Raw genomic sequence first — 19078 nt, forward strand, 5'->3', positions numbered from 1 at the left:
GGTGCCTTGCGCGCCCACGCAGGGCCCGGCATCCTTGCGCCCATGGCAACAGCTTTGGTCACGGGAGCGAATCGGGGCATCGGTTTGGCGCTAGCCGCTTTGCTGAAGCAGCGGGGCGACCGGGTGATTGCTACCTGTCGAAGTCGTTCGGCTGCACTCGATGCGCTGGGGGTAGAGGTGGTCGAGGGGATCGACGTGGCTGACGCGCAGGGGGTGGCGAGCTTGGCCGCGGCCGTGGGCTCCCGACGCCTGGACCTGCTCGTGAACAACGCGGGCATTTTGGTCTGGGGCGATACGTTCGAGAGTCCCAACTACGAGGCTCTCGATCGGCAGTTCCAGGTCAACGCCGTGGGCCCCCTGCGGGTGACCTCGGCGCTGCGCGAGAACCTGCAACGAGGCGCCAAGGTGGCGCTCGTCACGAGCCGCATGGGCTCGATCGGCGACAACACGTCCGGGGGCGCCTACGGCTATCGCATGAGCAAAGCCGCGCTCAACATGGCCGGCAAGTCGATGGCTGAGGACCTCAAGGGCGCGGGTGTCGCCGTCATCGTGCTTCACCCCGGCATGGTGAAGACCGACATGGTGGGCGACCATGGTCAGATCGAACCCGCCGAAGCGGCGCGGGGACTGCTGGCGCGGATCGACGAGCTCACGATCGAGACCACCGGCCACTTTTGGCACGCCAACGGCCAAGCGCTTCCCTGGTAGGCACGGGCGAGGCCGCTCACCGGAGCGCGCGCAGCGCCGCGTGGCCAATCCCGAAAGCAATGACGTCTTCGAGCAGAGCGGTCGCGAAAGACGTGCGTTTGCCCCGAGGTGCGGCGAGGGCACGCACCCTGTGAGCCAGGCAGGCCGCTCCCACCGCGCTCATCGCCCCCGCACCTGCGGCTACGCGTCGGGCGCGGCTGCGCCGGCCCCCCAAGACGAGTCCCACGAGCATGCCCATGGCGGCGCGCCCGGCAAGCGGCAGCGGGGCCATCCGCGAGGGGGCCGCGGGAAGTTTGTCCATGGCAAGCTCGGCCCACGCAAGCAGCGACAGCGCGTGAGCAAGGACGGGCGTGGCCATCAGCGTGGCCGTGCGGGTCCAACATGGATGGGTCGGGTGCGCACGCAACCAACGCGACACCAGGGCAGGTCCCATCATCGAGCGCAGGCCGGTGACAGCGCCCAGCGCCACCGAGAGGCCCCATCGTCTCAGCATGTCTCGCGTCCGGCGAGGCATGGCGTTCGCGGCGGGGCTCTGCGCCTCGTGGGCGAGAGCGCTCGCCCGCTGCCGCGCCAGCGCTCTCGTGGGCGGCCTCCGGACCCTCGCATCGTGATGGCCCCGGCCCTCGCGCGGCGAAGGTGAGACGACCGGCAGCAGGTCACCCGCCTCGAGGAGGTGTCGCATGCGCAGGTGTGCGAGCCGGTGCCAATCCTGTCGCGCCCGGCGTTCAACGAGGCCAAAGCCCACTTCGCTCCACCAGTTCGGAAAATCGCCAGGGCGCCAGATGGCCTCGATGCGGAAGCAAAGGTCGCCGGTGAGATGATCTTTGGTCAGGACAAACCACTCGGTGCCTGCTTCCACGTGTCCCGCACGCGTGTCGTAGCGATACCCGAACGCTGTCTCTGTTTTGCCACGCTCGTCGCGTACGTCACTCACCACCACGCCACACAGGTAGCGAAAGCCGCACGCCTTGAGCTCGAGCACCATGGGCCGACCCAACAAAGGCGCTTGAGGATCGAAGTGTCCAGCGACGATCTCAGGGTCGGAAAAGGCGTAGCTTGCGAGGAGCGCGCGACCTCGGGCGAAGGCGCCGTGGGGCCCAGGGGGGCCCGGTGCCTCGCGGCCGACCCACGCCTCGGACGTGTGTCGAAGCCAGCCATGGCTCGAGGTGGCGTGGGGCGCGGCGGGCGGCGCCGTCGACGGCCTGTTCGTGACCTGAGCGAGTTCCTCGGCCAAGGTGCGGGCAGAAAAGCCCCGCAGGAAATGCCAGCGCGTGCGGCTGGTTTTTGCTGCGGGGTTCTGGTTGCGGTCGGGAATGTAGATGCGGGCACACATGTCCTCAATCTCCCGTTGCCTCGAAGGTGGGTCCGTCGTCCTCGCGGGCCGTGTCCACGACGCGGGCCGTGTCTGCGTGAATGAAGCCCACCACGCCGTCGCCGAACGTGGAGGCTACGGTGCCCACGAAGTCGGTCCAGGTATAGGTTTGCATGGGGTCGCCAGCCAAAAGGAACCCGTAGCGCCTCACTCTCGAGCTCGAGCGGGCGCGGCTGCGAATGTGGAAGAGCACATCGCCTCGTTCGTTGCGGTACGCGCCGAAGGTGATGCGCCCCGCCTCCGGGTGGCCTTCGAGCGTGCTGAGGGTGAACGTTTGCGAGGTCACGTGCGCCACCCGCACCTGCGCCGCGCCGGCGCCACGAATCCGAACGTCCATCTGGTCGCCCAGGCAGAGCGGCTGGGTCCCTCCGTGCGGCCGGCGAAACGAGACGATGTCCGGCGGCGCCAGATCTACGAAGCGGGTTCGCACCGCTTCCACCAGCTCCGTGGGCCGGAAACGACACCTTGCCATGACGGCCCAGTAGTCCCTTTGTAGGAGAGGGCCCACGCCCCGCTCGGCGCGCAAAACCCTCCTTGGCGTCTCAGAGACTCGGCGCAGGCGCTCACGAAAATCGGTCCACACACGCGCAGCCTCATGCAACCGACAGTCCACCGCGGGGCTGGCCCGTCGTTTGCTAGCAAGGTCCGAACGAGGCCCTCTGCGAGGGCAGCGCTGAAGGAGACCTCTCGTGGAGCCTGAAAACACCAACCCTGCAGCCGAAAAGTCGCGCGCCTGTTACCGAGAGATCCCCGTGTTACGAACCGAGCACAGAGAAGGGTCCGTGACTCGTATGGTCGAGGCGCAAACCGCGCGCATCCCGTCGGACGTTTTTCTGTTCTTGGCCTTGGGGGCCATGGCCGCCTCGGCGGTGTTCCAAGCTCAGGGCAACACGCGGGCGAGTCACTTCGTGGGCATGTGGCCTGGGCCTTTGCTCACGATGGGCGTCTACAACAAGCTCGTGAAGCTGCTCGGACCTCGCTGAGCCGTCGGGCTTTGCCTAAGGAGCCTTGGGGCGTACGAAGCGGCGTGCTCCCACGACGACGGTCACCAGGATCGCGCCGGTCACCACACCCAACAGGGCGTCGAGGAGCAAGGCCAGCAATGGGCTCAGCACAGCGCCCACGGTGGAAACGTGTCGGGCACTGGCAGACCACGTCTCGAAGGCGTGGTGTAGCGGCGCGATGCCGTGACTCAAGATGCCGCCACCGACCAGAAACATGGCGATGGTACCCGCCACGGCCAGGCCTTTCATGAGCCACGGCGCTGCATGTACCAGGGCCGCTCCCGTCCACGCCGCGACACCCGAGGCGGGTTTGCCCGCCCGCGGCCGCATGAGGTAGGCCCCTGCGTCGTCCATCTTCACGATACCGGCCACCAAGCCGTAAACCCCCACGGTCATCAGCGCAGCCACCACGAAGAGCACGCTGATGCGGGTGCCGAGCGGGGCCGACGAGACCGTGCCGAGCGCGATGATGACGATCTCGGCGGAGAGAATGAAGTCGGTGCGAATCGCGCCGGCGATCTTGTCCGTCTCGAGCGCAAGCAGAGCGGACTCCGAGTCCGCCGACGCCGCAACGAGGGCCTGCGCGTGGTCTTCGTGAGCCTTGTGGGGCTCCAACCACTTGTGCACGAGCTTCTCGACGCCTTCGAAACAAAGAAACGCGCCGCCGAGCATCAGGAGGGGGGTGACGAGGAACGGAGCCAGGGCGCTGATGGCCAGAGCCAGCGGCACCAGGATCAGCTTGTTGCGGACCGAACCTTTGGCCACCCGCCAAACCACCGGCAATTCACGGTGGGCGCGGACCCCTGCGACTTGCTGCGCGTTTAGAGCCAGATCATCGCCGAGCACCCCGGCCGTCTGCTTCGCCGCGACTTTCGTCATCGTGGCGACGTCGTCGAGGATCGTCGCGATGTCGTCGAGGAGAGTGAGGAGGCTGGCGCCAGGCATGGGCTCGTTAAGGGGCGACGCACAGGGAGCGGCGTCGGTGTCGCGTCGGTTCTGCCAGATCCTGCGTCACGCGGAAAGGGGCGTCGCACAAGTTTCGAAAGCACGCGGACCCGTTCCCCCCCGCGCCCGCCCTCACGGGTGGGGGAGCGCTTCGAGGGACTCGGAATGGGGAACATCCCTGTCGAGCGCGGCGGCGAGGCTCCTCAGACTCCAGGGCTGGGTGACCACGGCGTGGGCATGGCCGGAGGCCACCGCCAGGTGCGGGAGGGAGTGATGCCTCAGCCCCGAAACCAAGAGCCGGCGGGCCGAGGGGCGGGTCTCGGCAATGGATTCGAGCACGGCCTTTTTTTGTTCCGGCTCCATGTGGCCGTCCACGATCACGATGGCGAAGGCTTGCTCCGGATCTTCCAGCCAGTCCGCGGCCTCTTGAGCGCTGGCGGCCGCGGCGGTCTCGATCCCCAGCGCCTTGAGGTCCCGCATGAAGGCACGGCGGGTGAGCTCCGTTTCGTGAACCACCAGAGCACGCACGCGGGCGTGCCCCAGTTGCCGTTCGATCGTCTCGATGACCACATCCTGAAGAGCGTCCTCGACGTCGGCGGGCACGTTCGAGAAGCGCATGGCGTAGGAGGGCAAAGCACGTTCTGGGGTGTTGATTTCGCGGAGCACGCGCCCCTCCACCTCGACGGGCCTGCGATCCTCGAGATGCAGTTTGAGCCGCACCACGTCGCCTCGGTGCAGGCGCTGGGGACCCAGGAGCAGGGCCCCACTTGCGGAGAGATTTTCGCAGGCGTAAAGCCCGACCCAGTGCCCTGTGGCAACCACTGTGGCGGTGCCCGCCACGGCTCCCCGCGGAAACTTTCTGCGCTCGGAATCACCCATGAGACCTCCAGGGCGGGACGTCGCCCGCTGTCATCGATCCCTATCGTCAGCTATTCAATAATATGTAAGCAATAATTCGATTTTTACAACGGTTATCTGCGGCGAGCAGGGCTTTTCGAGTTCGCAGGGGCTCGAGAGTGCCGAGGCTGCAGGCGGGTCTTTCAAGAGCCTCTCGGGGAGACCTCCCGGCGGAAGCTGGCTATAGTCCGCCGGGTCTTTGGCCCGCCCGGAATCAGTCATGCCGCCCATACTCTCCGTCAAGAACCTCAGTAAGTCCTACGCAACCGGGCACAAGGCGCTCGACGGCATCGAGCTCGACATCGCGAGGGGAGAGATCTTCGCGCTGCTCGGCCCCAACGGCGCGGGAAAAACCACGCTCATCGGCGTCGTGTGCGGAATCGTGTCGGCATCGGGCGGAACCGTGACGGTGGATGGTCACGACATCGTCCGCGACGCCCGCAAGGCACGCGCCAAGATCGGGCTCGTTCCCCAGGAGCTCACGGTCGACATGTTCGAGACGGTTTGGGCCACGGTGAGCTTCAGCCGCGGGCTGTTTGGCCGCCCTCCGGCACCCGCCCATATCGAACGGGTCCTCAAGGACCTGTCGTTGTGGGACAAGCGCGACGCTCAAATGATGACCCTCTCGGGGGGCATGAAGCGTCGGGCGATGATCGCGAAGGCGCTGTCGCACGAGCCAGAGATTCTGTTTCTCGACGAGCCCACGGCGGGCGTCGACGTGCAGCTGCGGCGCGAGATGTGGGCGGTCGTCCGGCGCCTCCGCGAGCAGGGGGTAACCATCATTTTGACCACCCATTACCTGGAAGAGGCGGAAGAGATGGCTGATCGCATCGGCGTCATCCAAAAAGGACGTCTCATCGTGGCCGAGGAGAAACACAAGCTCATGAAGACGCTCGGCAACAAGCGAGTGACGCTGGTCTTGGAGCAGCCGCTCTCCGTCGTGCCGCCGGAGCTTGCACACTGGCAAGTGGTCTTGAAGGCGGGGGGCCAGGAGCTCGAGGTCACCTTTGCGGGTGAATCCCATGGTGACATCCGCCCCTTCCTCCAACGCCTCGACAGCTGTGGCCTTCCCTGGAAAGACCTGAGCACACGGCAAAGCTCACTGGAGGACATCTTCGTGGACCTCGTCGGGCAGGAGGTTCGGTCATGAGCCTCAGCTTCAACCGCCACAGCGTCTGGGCCATCTACAAGTTCGAGATGGCGCGGGCACTGCGCACACTATGGCAAAGCGTCGCGGCGCCCGTGATCAGCACGTCGCTTTACTTCGTGGTGTTCGGCTCCGCGATCGGCGGGCGCATGAGCAGCGTCGAGGGCGTGAGCTACGGGGCGTTCATCGTGCCGGGCCTCATCATGCTCTCGGTGTTCACCCAGAGCTTGTCCAATGCTTCCTTTGGCATCTATTTCCCAAAGTTCACCGGGACCATTTATGAAATCCTGACCGCGCCCGTGTCCGCGCTCGAGATCGTCACGGCGTACGTGGGAGCCGCAGCCAGTAAGTCCATGGTGCTGGGCGGCATCATCTTGGCCACGGCAGCGCTCTTCGTGCCCTTGAGGATCGCCCATCCTCTGTGGATGGTGGTCTTCCTGATCCTGACCACGGTCACGTTCAGCCTGTTCGGTTTCATCATTGGGATCTGGGCCCGAAGCTTCGAGCAGCTACAGTTCGTTCCCATGCTGATCGTCACGCCTCTCACGTTTTTGGGAGGTGCGTTCTACTCGATCGACATGCTGCCACCCGCCTGGCGTACGATCACGCTCTTTAACCCGGTGGTTTATGTGATCAGCGGCTTCCGCTGGAGCTTCTATGGCTTGGCGGACGTCAACGTGGCTGTCAGCTTGGGGCTGACCGTGAGCTTCCTCGTCGCGTGTCTCGCGGTCGTCGTCTTCATGTTTCGCACCGGGTACCGCTTGCGCCGCTGACGTTGACACGCCCTTCCTGCCGAAAAAGGTGAAAGCCGGCGGGTGAGGCCGGCTTTCAGGGGAGGAGGGAGTGAGGGAGAGATCAGGTCTTGAGCTTGACGTTGTCGATGCAGGTGCTGCCTGTGGTGGAGATGATTTCCACCTTGAGGAGGTTGTTCCACGACAGGCTGACGGTGGAGGTGCCCGAGGCGGGCAGGGACACGTCCTTGACGAGGCGGCCAGACTGGCCCTTGACGTAGCCGTAGACGCGGTAGCTGGTGGCGGCAGACTCGTCCCAGAGCTTCGTGAGGTCGAAGGTGGTGAGAGAGAAGGGCTCGCCCGTGTTCTTGGTGATGGTGATCGTGTCACGTTGGTCGTAGGCGCACAGGCGCTTCGAGCCCTTGACCGTTTCGATGCTCAGCTTGCCAGGCGAGAAGGCATCGATGATGTTCGCGAACTCGAAGTTGTGCGACGTGGTCCAGATCTCGGAGGGGTTCTCGGTGACGGTACCAACCGCGTTGGCCTCGAAGGAGAGCGTGCGGGAGACGTTGTCCTGGGTTACGGCGCCGTTGTAGTTGGAGTTCACGTAGGTGGTCATCGTGTAGGGCCAGTTGGTCCAGGTGCCACCGCCGAAAGCCGCGCTGTGGAAGTCGCAGGAGGAGTAATCGTAGTGCTCGCCATCACCCACCGGCACTTGCCTGCAAAGGCGCTCGGCGAGGCCCGTGTACTTGGTGGCCTGGTCCACACGGTAGCCTTCGATGGGCTTGTAGGGGTTGCCAGAGCTGGCGCCCAGGCGGCCGGCGATGTTGGCCTTGAAGCCCTGGCCCTTGGCGTAATGAGCCACGGGCGGGTTGGACGCAAACACGTTGCCCATGTACACGCCTTCCTGAATGTGCGCGTCGCTACCCACCTGGTAAGCGAGGGAGAAGCCCACCGAAGGCATGTCCTCGGGGTCGGCGGTGACGAAGATGGGCACGTTCTGGCCGGTGCTGTTGAGGTGTGCGAGCACGCAGGCGCTGATCTGCTGCTGGCAGCGCGCATCACAAGCGCCGTTCTTCCAGCCGGTGCCCACACCAAGGCCACCGGGGAAGGTGTGCCAGTTGCCGTTGTTGTCTTGTTTGCTGATCGAGTCGTTGGCGGCCAGCGCGCACTTGGCGATGTACCTGACCGTGAGGCGGCCCCCGTTGGTGGTCATGAGGCCGTTGGTGGTCATGAGACCGTTGGTGGTCATGAGGCCATTGGTGGTGGCGAGGCCGTTGGTGGTCATGAGACCATTGGTGGCCACGAGGCCGTTGATGGCGGACAGGCCGTTGATGGCGGACAGACCGTTTTCGCTGAGAACGCCCTGGGAGATGGGATCGTCCTGCAGGAGAGAGTTGTCGTTTTGGCCGGGGGCGGCGCCGCAGCCCACGGCGCCTCCCAGGAGCAGGAATCCAAGGGTCTTGGCGAATCCGGTGTTCATCTGAGGTCTCCTTCGGTAGCCCGGCCAGCTCGAGGAGCTCCGTGGCTTTGCGTAACGCGGTCGCCCGCGTGTTGCCGTTTCGGGAACATTCCCTTGTCCCGGAGAAGAGCAATCGGTGTGCCATGTATAGAACGTAAGCCAGCTTACTCAACATGCAGCGAAATCGTCCTTTCGGCCCCGGGACCTGTTGTGCCCCGCACAACACCTGCTGATTCGCTGTCGACAGAACACATCCGCCCGCCTGTCGGCACCCCGCTCACCCCTGGCGGGGGTACGGGGGCACGATGGAGACGTTCAGTTACGCGATGGCAACAGGCGTGCGGGCCGGGGGCCCTTCCCTGACGGGGTCAGGTTGGCGCGCTTCGTGCTTCCTAGTGAAGGGGGCGCTCGAACCCCCGCCCAACACGAGGCCGCGATGCAGAGCACACGAGACCCGACCCACAGCGAAGACACCGCCAACGCGGGCAGCGGGCCCTCGAACAAGCCGTGTCCCGAGCACATGCGTATCGACGGAGGTCCCGTGGAGCCGGGCCTGCGCGGCGCCGACGAACAAATCTTCACCTACGTGCTGGCTGAGACGATTGGCGCCATGGAGGCCGCGGCGGTCCCTCACGCGATCATCGGGGGCATCGCCGCCAGCGGCTTTGGGCGCCCGCGTTGGACCCACGACATCGATCTCTTCGTCCGTCCCGAGGATGCGGGCCGGGCCCTCGAGGCTCTGTCCGAGCGAGGCTTCCGCACCGAGCGCACCGATCCTCGCTGGCTCTACAAAGGCTACAAAGAGGACGTGATGGTGGACATCATCTTCAGGTCGACCGGAGGCTTCTACCTCGACCAGGAGATGCTGGATCGGGCCGTGACCTACCGGTTCAAGGGCCACGACGTGCGCCTGGTTCCTCCGGAGGACCTCGTCATCATGAAGGCTGTGGTCCACGACGAAGCGGGCCCGCGGCACTGGCATGACGCCCTCTCGATCATCGCCTGCGGAAACGTTGACTGGCCCTACTTTGCACGCAGATCGATGAAGGCGCCCCGGCGGGTGTTGAGCTTGCTCGTTTATGCTCAGTCCATCGACATGTACGTTCCGAATGACGTCATTCGTCAGTTGCATGGGCAGCTGTACGGGATGTGAGCTGGATTCATGGACAAGATTCCTGCCGAAGAGCCCGTCAAGTACCTGGTGGCCAAGGTTCGCGAGGCCCTGGCGCAAGACCCGCGCACCAACGTTTTGGATGTTCACGTGCGCGTGGAGGGTGAGCGCGTTTACTTGTTGGGAACGGTGGAGCTGGCGGCGCGCAAAAAGGCGCTGGAAACCGTGGTGCAAGAGATCCTTCCGCCGGGTATGATTCTCGTGAACAACGTCACCGTCGCAACGTACAGCGCCGAGCCAATCGAAGAGACCGTGGAATGATCCGGGTGGCTGCAGTGGGTGATCTTCACGTGGGTTGCGAGGGCCCTGACCCGCTCTGCGGTGCCTTCGCGAACGTCCATGAGCACGCCGACGTGTTGCTGCTGGCGGGCGACCTCACCCAGCACGGAGATCCCAAGGAAGCGCGCAACCTGCTGCACACGATCGAAAAGGTGCGCACCCCCGTGGTCGCCGTGTTCGGAAACCACGATTATCATATGGGGCACGAAGAAGAGCTTGCGCGTGACCTCCGCGGCGCGGGCGTTCACGTGCTCGAGGCCGAGTCCGTCGTGCTTGACGTCGCGGGCACGAAGCTGGGCATCGCCGGCTGCAAGGGCTTCGGTGCAGGCTTTCCCGGCGCGTGCGGCACGGAGTTCGGGGAGCCAGAGATGAAAGCCTTCATCCACCACAGCAAAGCGGCGGCCCACGCGCTCGGCGAGGCGCTGGCCGCGATGGTCTGCGACGTGCGGGTGGCGTTGACCCACTACGCGCCCGTCAAGGACACTTTGGTGGGGGAGCGGCTCGAGATCTTCCCCTTTTTGGGATCCTATTTTCTCGGAGAGGTCATCGACCATGCAGCCTGCGATCTGGCGCTGCACGGTCACGCCCACCGGGGGACGGAGCACGGCATGACCCCGAGCGGGGTGCCTGTGCGCAACGTGGCTCGACCGGTGATCCGCTGCGCCTACAAGGTGTATCGGGTGGCCGCGTCGACGCTGCGGTCATCGACGCCCGCGCGGTGCTGAGAGTTGGCCCCGCTCGCGAAGGGCGTGGCTCCGTCTGGGCCTAGCGCGTGACGAGCGCGGCGCGCGGGCCCCGGCCCTCGACGTAGTGGCTTGCCGCCTGCAACCGCGCGAAGGCCGCCCGCACGGCCTGTGCATAGAGCGCGTGCGATGGGAGCTCTATGCGGGCCTTGACGTCGGCGGACGACAAACGATCTCCCCTCCTGGCCGCGCGCAGCAGGTGCAGCAGCGGGTCGCGGTCTGCGTAAAGGGGGGGCGTGCCGTTCACGTGGCGGGCCCAAAGGCCGGGATCTGGGGAGGCTGTCACCCGCGCCAGGGACTCGAGCCAGGCTGAACGTTGCAGACGCCAGTCGATGAGCTTCTCGATCCAGCCCGTGGGATCTTCGCTGTCGGGTTCGATCGTGTGGATGCGCACGAAGAGTCGCCGCTCGAGGGTGTGGAGCGCCTCGAGGATCACGGTGGCCTCGGGCGGTGTGGCCTCCGCGGGAGCGCTCCAGGCTCTTACGAGCGCGCCGTCGCGGTAGAGATTACGCTCGGCCGCGTCAGGGGCAGGCGGCGCGAGCACGCCTTGGGCGCTGTCGTGCACCAGCCACATCAACGCCGCGGCGAGCCGCGGGTCGGCGCGGGTGCCCCGGGCGGCTGCATCCAATTCAGCGAGCGGCTCGGCCGGGCTCCGCCAGACACCTGCCAGGGCCGAGGCCGCTTCATGGTGTTCAGCCAACGTGTCCCAGGCCCGCCCAGGCAACGCGTGCGCGCAACCCACCAGGGCGAAGGTGTCCTCCGCGGCCGCGAAGGTGACGAGGCTAAAGGGCGCGGCAGAGAAAGGCGCTCCCGCTCCAGGCGCCGCCTCGGCCCGGGACCAGTGGGTCTCGAGGAAAGGCAAGAACCCCGGCAGGCCCAGCAGGGCCCGGCGGGTCAGGGCAACGCTCATTCTTCACCTCCGGTCTTCGTGCTGCGCGCCTTTTCGTACTGGCGCAGGAACTCTGCGACCTCGGGTGGTTTGTGAGGGCGCAAGAGGTCACAACGGTCGGTCAGCACGTCGTCGTCGATCGTCCCACAAAGGTAATCACTGCAGGCCTCCGTGTAGACGAGCGCCCGGGTCACGGCCTCGGCGTACTGGCTGCGTGGCGGTGGGCGGCGGCTCTTGAGGAGCGCGTCGGGTGCGGCCGCGCCCCCCTGGCGTAGCCGTTCGAGGAGAACGAGCAAGGGCTCGTCGGCATCGTAGAAGTTCGGCGCGACGAGGTACTTTTGTACCCGCACCGGATCGGGTCGGTGGTAGGCCTCGGCGTAACGAGCCGGGTCCACTTCCAAGGGCTCGAAGACGCTTTTGGCCTTCGCGAACCGCTGTGACACGGAGTCTTGTCCTGCGAACGATTGCAGACGCAAGAGCTCGCGCTGCCACATGAGACCGAAGAGCGGCTCCAGGGCTAAGGTGGGCAACGACGCCTGCGGGCCCGGCAACGAGGGGCCGAAGGCCAACGTTCCAGGTGTCATGGGGGCGCGCCGTCCGTGCGCGTACACCTCTTTGAACACCGCCACGTCATGGTAGATCGTCACATCACTCACCCCGGGCTGCTTGGGCACGTAGTGTTCGGGCTGCAGATACCGGTAAACGGGTTTCCACTGCCTGTCCGCTGCGTTGTGAGCCCTCCAGCCAAGCGTGAACGCCAGGAGGCGCAGCGTGCGTGCGGGCAGGACGGGTGCGGTGAAGCCCTGCCGCAAAGGGGCGAGCACCGGCAGCGTGTGTTGGTCGCCAAGGCGCGTGACCGAGCCAAGCACGCCCACCGGCCAGGCGGAGCGCAGCGCTTGTTTGAGATGCGGATGGACCGCGGGGGACAGCAAGGCCAAGCGGGCAGCGTCCTCGAAGACCGCCACGTGCGTGATGTGTTCGGACACGCAGGTACCATAGGCCCCTTGGGGCGCTCGTGCGAGCTGGGCCTGTGCGCCCCGTCATGGTCTGCCCTTCGGATCTTGCCCTCATGCCCCAGCGGCCGTTTTCGAGGCATGCCGCAGCGGCCGCGGGCTGCGCAGGGGGCGGCGCCCGTGCCCTGGCCTCGCATTGCGCCGCTTCGCCCCGCCCTGTACATGATGGGCCCGCCCCTTGTATGTGGGCGGTGGGTCGTCAAACTACCCCCCCAGGAACGCTGCATGAACCGGATCTCCTTGGCCTTCGCGTGCTTTTTCTCGCTGCTCTTTCGCGGCCGATTGCCCGAGGGCCCGATGAGACAAAAGCTCGCAGCCCCCCCGGAGCCGCCCCGCCCCGCGCCCGAAGCCTCCCCCGTCGCTGAAGTGGTCGTGGCCGCCCCGGCTCCCGAGCGCGCAGCCGCGAGCTCTGCAGACAAAGGCCGCTACCGCAACGAAGGGGCGCTTGCGCTGCTCGCGCTTTTGCAACGGGAAGGGCGCCTGGTGGACTTCCTGCGCGAGGGGCTCGACGGCTACTCCGACCAAGACATCGGCGCCGCCGTCCGCGATGTGCACCGCGGGTGCCGCAAGGTTGTGGAAGATCACGTCAAGCTCGAGCCTGTGCTGCCCGGTGAGGAAGAATCCCCCGTGCTCGTTCCGCCCGGGTTCGATCCCGGCGAGGTGCGGCTCCTTGGTGAAACCCGGGGGGCGCCCCCGTTTCGAGGCACTCTGGTGCATCATGGCTGGCGGGCCGTGGAGGTACGCTTCCCGCAGCTCAACGACGGTGTGGACAGGCGGGTGTTGGCACCGGCCGAGGTGAAGCTGGCCTGAGCCGGCGGAGGGCGAACATGGCGCGTTTCATCGTAGGCATCGATCTGGGAACCACCAACTCGGCGGTGGCGTCGGTCGATCTGGAAGCCCCGGGGCCCGACGGCCCGCGCATCGAGCCGTTTTCGATCGTGCAGGCCATCGCCGCGGGGCAGTTCGCGCCGGCGCCCACGCTGCCTTCGTTCCTGCTCGTGCCGAACGAACACGAAGTGGCGCCGGGCGAGATGTCTTTGCCCTGGGTGGAGAGCCCCGCGTACGCCGCGGGCGTATGGGCCCGGGAGCGGGGCGCCGAGTTGCCCCACCGGGTCATCTCGTCGGCGAAGTCGTGGCTGTCGCACCCGGGTGTGGATCGCACGGCGCCGCTTTTGCCCTGGCGGGGCGCGCAGGTGGCCGAAGAGGAGGCGCCCGGCGAGACCGACGGGGTGAGGCTCTCCCCCGTCGAAGCGTCGTCGATGTATCTGTCCCACATTCGCGACGCCTGGAATCACGCCCACCCGGACGCCCCGCTCGAGGCTCAGGAGGTGCTGGTCACGGTGCCCGCCTCGTTCGATGCCGTGGCCCGCGAGTTGACCGTGGTGGCCGCCCAGCAGGCGGGCCTTGCGTCCGTGACCCTGCTCGAGGAGCCTCAAGCCGCGTTTTACGCGTGGCTTGCGAAGAACGGTGATACCTGGCGACAGGCGCTGGCCCCCGACGACGCGGTTTTGGTCTGTGACGTGGGCGGCGGCACCACTGACTTTTCCATCATCAAGGTCGCCGATGATGGCCAGGGCGCTCTGGCCCTCGAACGTGTGGCCGTGGGGGATCACATTCTCCTCGGTGGCGACAACATGGATCTTGCGCTTGCGCACCTGTGCACGCAGCAGCTGGGCGAAGCCGGCGCGAAGCTGTCCACCTTGCAGCACCGGGCGCTGGTGTTTGCCTGCCGACGGGCCAAAGAGCAGCTGCTTTCGATTTCGCCCCCCGAAGCGGTGCCCGTGAGCGTGCTTGGCCGCGGCGCCAAGCTGATCGGCAGCACGTTGCGCACGGAGCTGCGGCAGGACCACGTGCAGCACCTCGTGCTCGATGGCTTCTTCCCCTTCGTTCCCAAGGACGCCCGCCCCCAGAAGCGCCGCACGGTGGGTCTGCGGGAGCTCGGTTTGCCCTACGCGCAGGACGCCGCGATCACGCGGCACCTGGCCGAGTTCCTCGCACGGCATGGTCAACGCCCCTCCGCGATCTTGTTCAACGGCGGCGTGATGCGGGCGGCGTTGCTGCGTGAGCGCGTCTCGCAAGCCGTGGGGCTTTGGGATGGCCGCGGCGATACGCCCGTGCTCTCGGGTACGGATCTGGATCTCGCGGTGGCGCTGGGCGCGGCCTACTACGGGCTCGTGCGCCGGGGCCGGGGCATTCGTATCCGCGGTGGCACCGCACGCGCCTACTACATCGGCCTCGAAGCGGCCATGCCCGCCATTCCCGGCTTTCCTCCGCCCCTCAAGGCGCTCTGTGTGGCGCCTTTTGGCATGGAAGAGGGGGGCGAGCCCGTCAAGCTTCCCGATGAAGAGCTGGGCCTGGTGGTGGGCGAAACGGCCGAGTTTCGCCTCTTCGCCTCGACGGAGCGCAAAGACGATGCGCCCGGCGTGCTCGTCGATCCCGACCAGGCCGGGCTGCAAGAGCTGGCACCCGTGCATGCCGAGCTGCCGGCCGGTCCGCGGGCGCTTGCCGGCGAGCCCGTGGCCGTTTCGCTCGAGTCCCGGGTGACGGAGCTGGGCACGCTCGAGCTGTGGTGTGTGGCGCGCGAGGGGTCCGATACCGGAGCGGGGCGGTGGAAGCTCGAGTTTTCCGTTCGCCACCACGACTGATCCATGTCCAACGCCCGCTACGTCATCGGCATCGACCTTGGCACCACCAACACGGCGGTGGCCTTCGTCGACACCCAGGCCGCCTCGGGGCGCGTCGAAGTGTGCGAGCTGCCGCAGCTCGTGGCGCCCGGCGAGGTGGCGCCGCGCACCCAGTTGCCTTCCTTCGTGTACTTGCCTCGCGGCCAGGATCTGTCGGCGGCGCAGGTGGCGCTGCCTTGGGGTCAGGACGAACACGCGCCCGTGGTGGTGGGTGAGTTGGCCCGTGCGCAGGGCGCGCGCCATCCGCAGGGCCTGGTTTCTTCGGCAAAATCGTGGCTCTGTCACGCAGGCGTCAACCGCCACGCCGCGATTTTGCCCTGGGGGGTGGGGCTCGAAGGCGGAGAGACTCCGGAGGGAGGCGGCCGCAAGCTCTCACCGGTAGACGCCTCGGCCGAGGTGCTGCGCCACGTACGGCAGGCGTGGGGGCACGTGCGGGGCAGCCAGCCCGGCTCCGACCTGGCGAACCAGGACGTGGTGGTCACCGTTCCCGCTTCCTTCGACGAAGCGGCGCGCGAGCTCACGCTCGAGGCTGCGCAGAAGGCGGGGCTGCCGCACTTGGTCCTGCTCGAGGAGCCTCAGGCCGCGTTTTACGCCTGGGTGAACGCGCGCACGGGCAAGGCGCAGCTTGCGCCGGGTGAGTCGGTGCTGGTGTTCGACGTGGGCGGCGGCACGAGCGACTTCACGCTCATCACCGTGGGTGAAGACGGCGACAGCTTCGCGCGCAAGGCTGTGGGTGAGCACTTGCTGCTGGGTGGTGACAACATCGATCTCACCCTGGCCAAGCACGTCGAGGCAGGCTTGGCCACGAAGCTCGATTCCGTGCAGTGGCACGCTTTGGTGCACGCCTGCCGGATGGCCAAGGAAAAGCTGCTCGCAGACGACAGCCTCACGAAGCTCACCCTCACCGTGCCCGGCCGCGGGACCAAGCTGATCGGGGGCGCGCTGCACGCCGAGCTTTCCCGCGGGCGCCTCGATGAGGTGCTCTTTGAAGGCTTTTTTCCCCTGGTGCGCAAGGAGGAAGGCCGCAAGCGCACGCGCAGCGGGCTGCAAGAGTTCGGTTTGCCCTTCGCCTCCGACCCCGCCATCACACGGCACCTCGGCGCCTTTTTGCTGCGCCACGCACAGGGCCGCATCGACGCCGTGTTGTTCAATGGAGGCGCGATGGCGCCCCCGTCGCTGCGCGCGCGCGTGCTCGAACAAGTCGCCGCCTGGCAGCCCGATGCCCCGGCACCGCGCGAGCTCGCGAGCCCCCAGCCCGCGCTGGCCGTGGCCGAAGGCGCCGCGGTGTACGGTCTTGTGCGGCGGGGCCTGGGTGTGCGCATCGGAGGCGGCACGCCCCGCAGCTTCTACGTGGGCGTGGGCCGTGTAGAAGGGCGCGAGCGCGCCGTGTGTATCGCCCCCCGGGGGCTGACGGAAGGCCAGCGCCTGGAGCTGGATCGTGCGTTCGTGTTGCTCACGAACAAGCCCGTCAGCTTCAAGCTGTACTCGTCCACTACGCGGAGGGGTGAGCCGGGCGCCGTGGTGGACGTGGGCGATGGCCGCGCCGACACGGTGGACGACGGCAGCGATCTCTTCGAGCTTCCCCCCCTCGTCACGGTGGTGAAGGCCCCCGGGCGTGCGGAGGTCACGGTGCACCTCGAGGTCACCACCACGGAGGTGGGCACCCTGGATCTCGGCTGCCGCGAAGCTGCGCCCGCCGATCCCCAAGCCCCCTTGCGCTGGCGGCTGTCTTTCGACATGCGCGCCGGGGGCGCACGCCTCGAGGGGCCGGACGAACCGGCCACGCTGGAGCCGCGCGTGCGTGAGGCACAGGCGCTCATCCGTAGCGTGTTTCGCGACAAGCCCTCCGAGGTGTCGGGGCTCAACAAGGCGCTCGAGCACACGCTCGAGGCGCCGCGCGACGCCTGGTCGATGAGCGCCGCCCGTGCGCTCTTCGACGCCGCGTTCGAGGTGGTCGAAACGCGGACGAAGTCGCCGCAACACGAGGCACGCTGGCTTCACCTCGCGGGCTATTGCCTGCGCCCGGGCTGCGGGGCCCCCGCCGACGAGTGGCGGGCCAAGCAGATGTGGGGGATCGTGTTTCATCAAGATCTCCACCACCCCAAGGACGAGGTGTGTCGCCTGGCGTGGTGGATCACCTGGCGCCGCGTGGCGGGAGGCCTCAACAAAGGCCAACAGCACCAGCTCTACCTGCGCCTGGCGCAGCTCTTTCTCGGCAGCCGCCAGGGCAAAAAGCGCTGGTACGAGATGAAGCCCAGCCCCCAGGAGGCCGCCGAGATGCTGCGTTGTCTCGGCAACCTCGAGCGCTGCACCCCCGAGCAAAAAGCCACGCTGGGCGACGAGCTCACGAACCGCATGGTGGGCAGCCGCAAAGTGCGCAGCGACCCCGGCACGTTTTGGGCCCTCGGCCGCCTGGGCGCGCGGGTTCCGCTTTACGGCCCCGCCGACGCGGTGGTTCCCCCTGCGCGCGTGCAGGCTTGGATCGAGGCCCTGCTCGAGGTGGATTGGCCGGACCCGCAAAAGGCCGCCTTCCCCATGGCGCAGCTCGGTCGCCGCACCGATGACCGCAGCCGCGATCTCGAGCCCGCCGTGCGCGACAAGCTGGCTTCCCGCCTGGCCACCATCGAGGGCGCCGAGCGCAGCGCTCGCTTGGTCACCGACGTGGTGGAGTTGGAAGCCCGCGAAGCCTACATCGCCCTTGGGGAGACCCTGCCCGTGGGCCTTCGTCTTTCGGGTGACGACGGGGCCGTTTCGTCTGCGTCTTGAGTCCCATGGGAGACGAGGCCGTGGTCCCCGCCCTGCGCACGCCAAGTTGTCTCGCACCTTTTCTGCTGGCCAGTGTGTCCGCCTGCGCGGCACACACGCCCCGCCTACCCGGGGAGCCTCGGGTGTGGATGGAACCGTGGGGCGAGGTGGAAGGTCAGCCGGTGGCCCTATATCACCTGGCGAACCGCAACGGTGTGAGGGCAGCGATCAGCACCTACGGCGGAAGACTCGTGTCGTTGCATGTACCCGATCGGCAGGGGCGCTTCGACGATGTGGTGAGAGGCTACGACGAGCTGGCAGGCTACGAACAAGATCCCGCTTACTTCGGTCCCCTCATTGGCCGCTTCGCCAACCGCATCGCCGAGGGACGTTTCACGCTGGACGGCGTCGAGATACAGCTGGCGCACAACGAGAACACCAACGCGCTTCACGGGGGCGTGCGCGGCTTCGACAAGGTGGTGTGGCAGGCGACGCCAAGCCGCGAGCGTACGAGCGTGAGCCTGCGCTACGTGAGCCCTCACCGGGAAGAGGGCTATCCGGGCACACTCGAGGTGGTGGTGCGCTACGCGCTCACGGAAACGAATGAGCTGCAGATCGACTACGAGGCAAAAACCGATCGCCCCACCGTGGTGAACCTCACCAACCATTCGTATTTCAACCTGGCCGGGCCCGACAGTGACGACGTGACGGCACACCTCATGACCATCGATGCCGAGGCCTACACCCCCGTGGACGAACGCTTGATCCCCACGGGCGCGCTCGCTTCAGTCGAGGGCACGCCGTTCGACTTTCGGCAGCCTCACGCGATCGGCGCGCGCCTCGGGGTGGTGCACGAGCAGCTTCAACGAGGCAAAGGGTACGACCACAACTGGGTGCTGAGGCCCGCGGGCTCCTCCCCGCTGCGGCGGGCCTGCCGCGTGGAGGATCCGGGCAGCGGCCGGGCCCTGGAGGTGCTGACCACCGCACCCGGGCTGCAGTTCTATTCCGGCAACTTCCTCGACGGACGCCTCACCGGCAAGGGTGGTCGCCCGCAGCGTCACCGCAGCGCGTTCGTGCTCGAGACCCAAAACTTCCCCGACGCGCCGAATCACAGGAGCTTCCCTTCCTCGGTGCTGCGCCCGGGTCAGACCTACCGGCACACGTCGGTGTATCGGTTTTCGTGGTGGGACATTCCACCGGCGACACCTCCGAAAACGCAACGCGCTAGATAGGTGGTAGGGCGCAAGCGAAGAGGCCCAGGCCCTCGCAAGCCTTTCCCGCGGGCTCG

The 19078-nt window shown here is 66.9% G+C and carries 18 protein-coding genes and 1 riboswitch; of the genes, 11 read left to right on the forward strand and 7 right to left on the reverse strand.

Translation table 11 applies throughout. The annotated features are described in order from the left end of the window. The first annotated feature begins 42 nt into the window (after positions 1-42). A complete protein-coding gene (locus tag KA712_09045; protein ID MCG5053091.1) occupies positions 43-708 on the forward strand; it encodes an SDR family oxidoreductase in 666 nt (221 codons plus the stop codon). Positions 709-724: 16 nt separating this feature from the next. Here the strand turns inward: KA712_09045 and KA712_09050 are convergent, their stop codons facing one another. Beyond that, positions 725-2041 carry a DUF1990 family protein gene (locus tag KA712_09050; protein MCG5053092.1) on the reverse strand — a complete coding sequence of 439 codons (1317 nt, stop codon included), beginning with the start codon at positions 2039-2041 and terminating at the stop codon, positions 725-727. A gap of 4 nt (positions 2042-2045) precedes the next feature. Continuing rightward, entirely contained in the window at positions 2046-2552 is a 507-nt protein-coding gene (locus KA712_09055) for a DUF1990 domain-containing protein (GenBank protein MCG5053093.1), read from the reverse strand. A gap of 217 nt (positions 2553-2769) precedes the next feature. On the opposite strand from KA712_09055, the gene KA712_09060 reads away from it, so the two are divergent. Next, entirely contained in the window at positions 2770-3063 is a 294-nt protein-coding gene (locus KA712_09060) for a hypothetical protein (GenBank protein ID MCG5053094.1), read from the forward strand. Between the two features lie 15 nt (positions 3064-3078). Here KA712_09060 and KA712_09065 read toward each other — a convergent pair whose 3' ends face one another. Beyond that, positions 3079-4029: a DUF808 domain-containing protein gene (locus KA712_09065; protein ID MCG5053095.1), complete on the reverse strand. Its 951-nt coding sequence runs from the start codon at positions 4027-4029 to the stop codon at positions 3079-3081. A gap of 132 nt (positions 4030-4161) precedes the next feature. Continuing rightward, a complete protein-coding gene (locus KA712_09070) occupies positions 4162-4908 on the reverse strand; it encodes a PilZ domain-containing protein (protein MCG5053096.1) in 747 nt (248 codons plus the stop codon). Positions 4909-5146: 238 nt separating this feature from the next. Here KA712_09070 and KA712_09075 point away from each other — a divergent pair, with 238 nt between their 5' ends. Further along, entirely contained in the window at positions 5147-6076 is a 930-nt protein-coding gene (locus tag KA712_09075) for an ABC transporter ATP-binding protein (GenBank protein ID MCG5053097.1), read from the forward strand. Further along, a complete protein-coding gene (locus KA712_09080; protein MCG5053098.1) occupies positions 6073-6846 on the forward strand; it encodes an ABC transporter permease in 774 nt (257 codons plus the stop codon). The genes KA712_09075 and KA712_09080 overlap by 4 nt, the downstream gene beginning before the upstream one ends. 82 nt (positions 6847-6928) lie before the next feature. Here the strand turns inward: KA712_09080 and KA712_09085 are convergent, their stop codons facing one another. Further along, entirely contained in the window at positions 6929-8287 is a 1359-nt protein-coding gene (locus KA712_09085; protein MCG5053099.1) for a hypothetical protein, read from the reverse strand. 11 nt (positions 8288-8298) lie between these two features. Further along, positions 8299-8373: riboswitch (cyclic di-GMP riboswitch) on the reverse strand. Positions 8374-8702: 329 nt separating this feature from the next. On the opposite strand from KA712_09085, the gene KA712_09090 reads away from it, so the two are divergent. Genes KA712_09090 through KA712_09100 form a run of 3 tightly spaced genes read left to right on the forward strand, consistent with a single transcriptional unit; the run spans position 8703 to position 10441 of the window. Beyond that, a complete protein-coding gene (locus KA712_09090) occupies positions 8703-9419 on the forward strand; it encodes a nucleotidyltransferase (GenBank protein ID MCG5053100.1) in 717 nt (238 codons plus the stop codon). A 9-nt stretch (positions 9420-9428) separates the two neighbouring features. Further along, positions 9429-9698 carry a BON domain-containing protein gene (locus KA712_09095; protein ID MCG5053101.1) on the forward strand — a complete coding sequence of 90 codons (270 nt, stop codon included), beginning with the start codon at positions 9429-9431 and terminating at the stop codon, positions 9696-9698. After that, positions 9695-10441 (forward strand): metallophosphoesterase, encoded by a 747-nt coding sequence (locus tag KA712_09100; protein MCG5053102.1) that lies wholly within the window; start codon positions 9695-9697, stop codon positions 10439-10441. The genes KA712_09095 and KA712_09100 overlap by 4 nt, the downstream gene beginning before the upstream one ends. Positions 10442-10481: 40 nt before the next feature. Here KA712_09100 and KA712_09105 read toward each other — a convergent pair whose 3' ends face one another. Continuing rightward, positions 10482-11369 carry a hypothetical protein gene (locus tag KA712_09105; protein ID MCG5053103.1) on the reverse strand — a complete coding sequence of 296 codons (888 nt, stop codon included), beginning with the start codon at positions 11367-11369 and terminating at the stop codon, positions 10482-10484. Next, positions 11366-12334 (reverse strand): hypothetical protein, encoded by a 969-nt coding sequence (locus tag KA712_09110; GenBank protein MCG5053104.1) that lies wholly within the window; start codon positions 12332-12334, stop codon positions 11366-11368. The genes KA712_09105 and KA712_09110 overlap by 4 nt, the downstream gene beginning before the upstream one ends. A gap of 252 nt (positions 12335-12586) precedes the next feature. Between KA712_09110 and KA712_09115 the strand changes: the two genes are divergently transcribed. The 4 genes from KA712_09115 (at position 12587) to KA712_09130 (ending at position 19022) form a co-directional block, all read left to right on the forward strand. Then, positions 12587-13171 (forward strand): DUF2760 domain-containing protein, encoded by a 585-nt coding sequence (locus KA712_09115; GenBank protein ID MCG5053105.1) that lies wholly within the window; start codon positions 12587-12589, stop codon positions 13169-13171. 17 nt (positions 13172-13188) lie between these two features. Next, positions 13189-15006, forward strand: coding sequence for an Hsp70 family protein (locus KA712_09120; GenBank protein ID MCG5053106.1), 1818 nt, complete (start codon positions 13189-13191; stop codon positions 15004-15006). Between the two features lie 3 nt (positions 15007-15009). After that, complete coding sequence (locus KA712_09125) at positions 15010-17811, forward strand: hsp70 family protein (GenBank protein ID MCG5053107.1); 2802 nt, start codon at positions 15010-15012, stop codon at positions 17809-17811. Positions 17812-17939: 128 nt separating this feature from the next. Then, on the forward strand, positions 17940-19022 hold the full coding sequence (locus KA712_09130) for a galactose mutarotase (protein ID MCG5053108.1): 1083 nt from the start codon (positions 17940-17942) through the stop codon (positions 19020-19022). Positions 19023-19078 lie beyond the last annotated feature (56 nt).

The sequence above is a fragment of the Myxococcales bacterium genome, from assembly GCA_022184915.1.
Taxonomy (GTDB): domain Bacteria; phylum Myxococcota_A; class Polyangia; order Fen-1088; family Fen-1088; genus JAGTJU01.

Excerpts from the sequence above, each read along its gene's own strand:
- KA712_09105 (MCG5053103.1), bottom strand. The coding sequence starts at position 11,369 with ATGAGCGTTGCCCTGACCCGCCGGGCCCTGCTGGGCCTGCCGGGGTTC.
- KA712_09130 (MCG5053108.1), top strand. The coding sequence starts at position 17,940 with ATGGAACCGTGGGGCGAGGTGGAAGGTCAGCCGGTGGCCCTATATCAC.
- KA712_09125 (MCG5053107.1), top strand. The coding sequence starts at position 15,010 with ATGTCCAACGCCCGCTACGTCATCGGCATCGACCTTGGCACCACCAAC.
- KA712_09055 (MCG5053093.1), bottom strand. The coding sequence starts at position 2,552 with ATGGCAAGGTGTCGTTTCCGGCCCACGGAGCTGGTGGAAGCGGTGCGA.
- KA712_09045 (MCG5053091.1), top strand. The coding sequence starts at position 43 with ATGGCAACAGCTTTGGTCACGGGAGCGAATCGGGGCATCGGTTTGGCG.
- KA712_09070 (MCG5053096.1), bottom strand. The coding sequence starts at position 4,908 with ATGGGTGATTCCGAGCGCAGAAAGTTTCCGCGGGGAGCCGTGGCGGGC.
- KA712_09075 (MCG5053097.1), top strand. The coding sequence starts at position 5,147 with ATGCCGCCCATACTCTCCGTCAAGAACCTCAGTAAGTCCTACGCAACC.
- KA712_09120 (MCG5053106.1), top strand. The coding sequence starts at position 13,189 with ATGGCGCGTTTCATCGTAGGCATCGATCTGGGAACCACCAACTCGGCG.
- KA712_09085 (MCG5053099.1), bottom strand. The coding sequence starts at position 8,287 with ATGAACACCGGATTCGCCAAGACCCTTGGATTCCTGCTCCTGGGAGGC.
- KA712_09080 (MCG5053098.1), top strand. The coding sequence starts at position 6,073 with ATGAGCCTCAGCTTCAACCGCCACAGCGTCTGGGCCATCTACAAGTTC.
- KA712_09065 (MCG5053095.1), bottom strand. The coding sequence starts at position 4,029 with ATGCCTGGCGCCAGCCTCCTCACTCTCCTCGACGACATCGCGACGATC.
- KA712_09115 (MCG5053105.1), top strand. The coding sequence starts at position 12,587 with ATGAACCGGATCTCCTTGGCCTTCGCGTGCTTTTTCTCGCTGCTCTTT.
- KA712_09095 (MCG5053101.1), top strand. The coding sequence starts at position 9,429 with ATGGACAAGATTCCTGCCGAAGAGCCCGTCAAGTACCTGGTGGCCAAG.
- KA712_09090 (MCG5053100.1), top strand. The coding sequence starts at position 8,703 with ATGCAGAGCACACGAGACCCGACCCACAGCGAAGACACCGCCAACGCG.
- KA712_09050 (MCG5053092.1), bottom strand. The coding sequence starts at position 2,041 with ATGTGTGCCCGCATCTACATTCCCGACCGCAACCAGAACCCCGCAGCA.
- KA712_09100 (MCG5053102.1), top strand. The coding sequence starts at position 9,695 with ATGATCCGGGTGGCTGCAGTGGGTGATCTTCACGTGGGTTGCGAGGGC.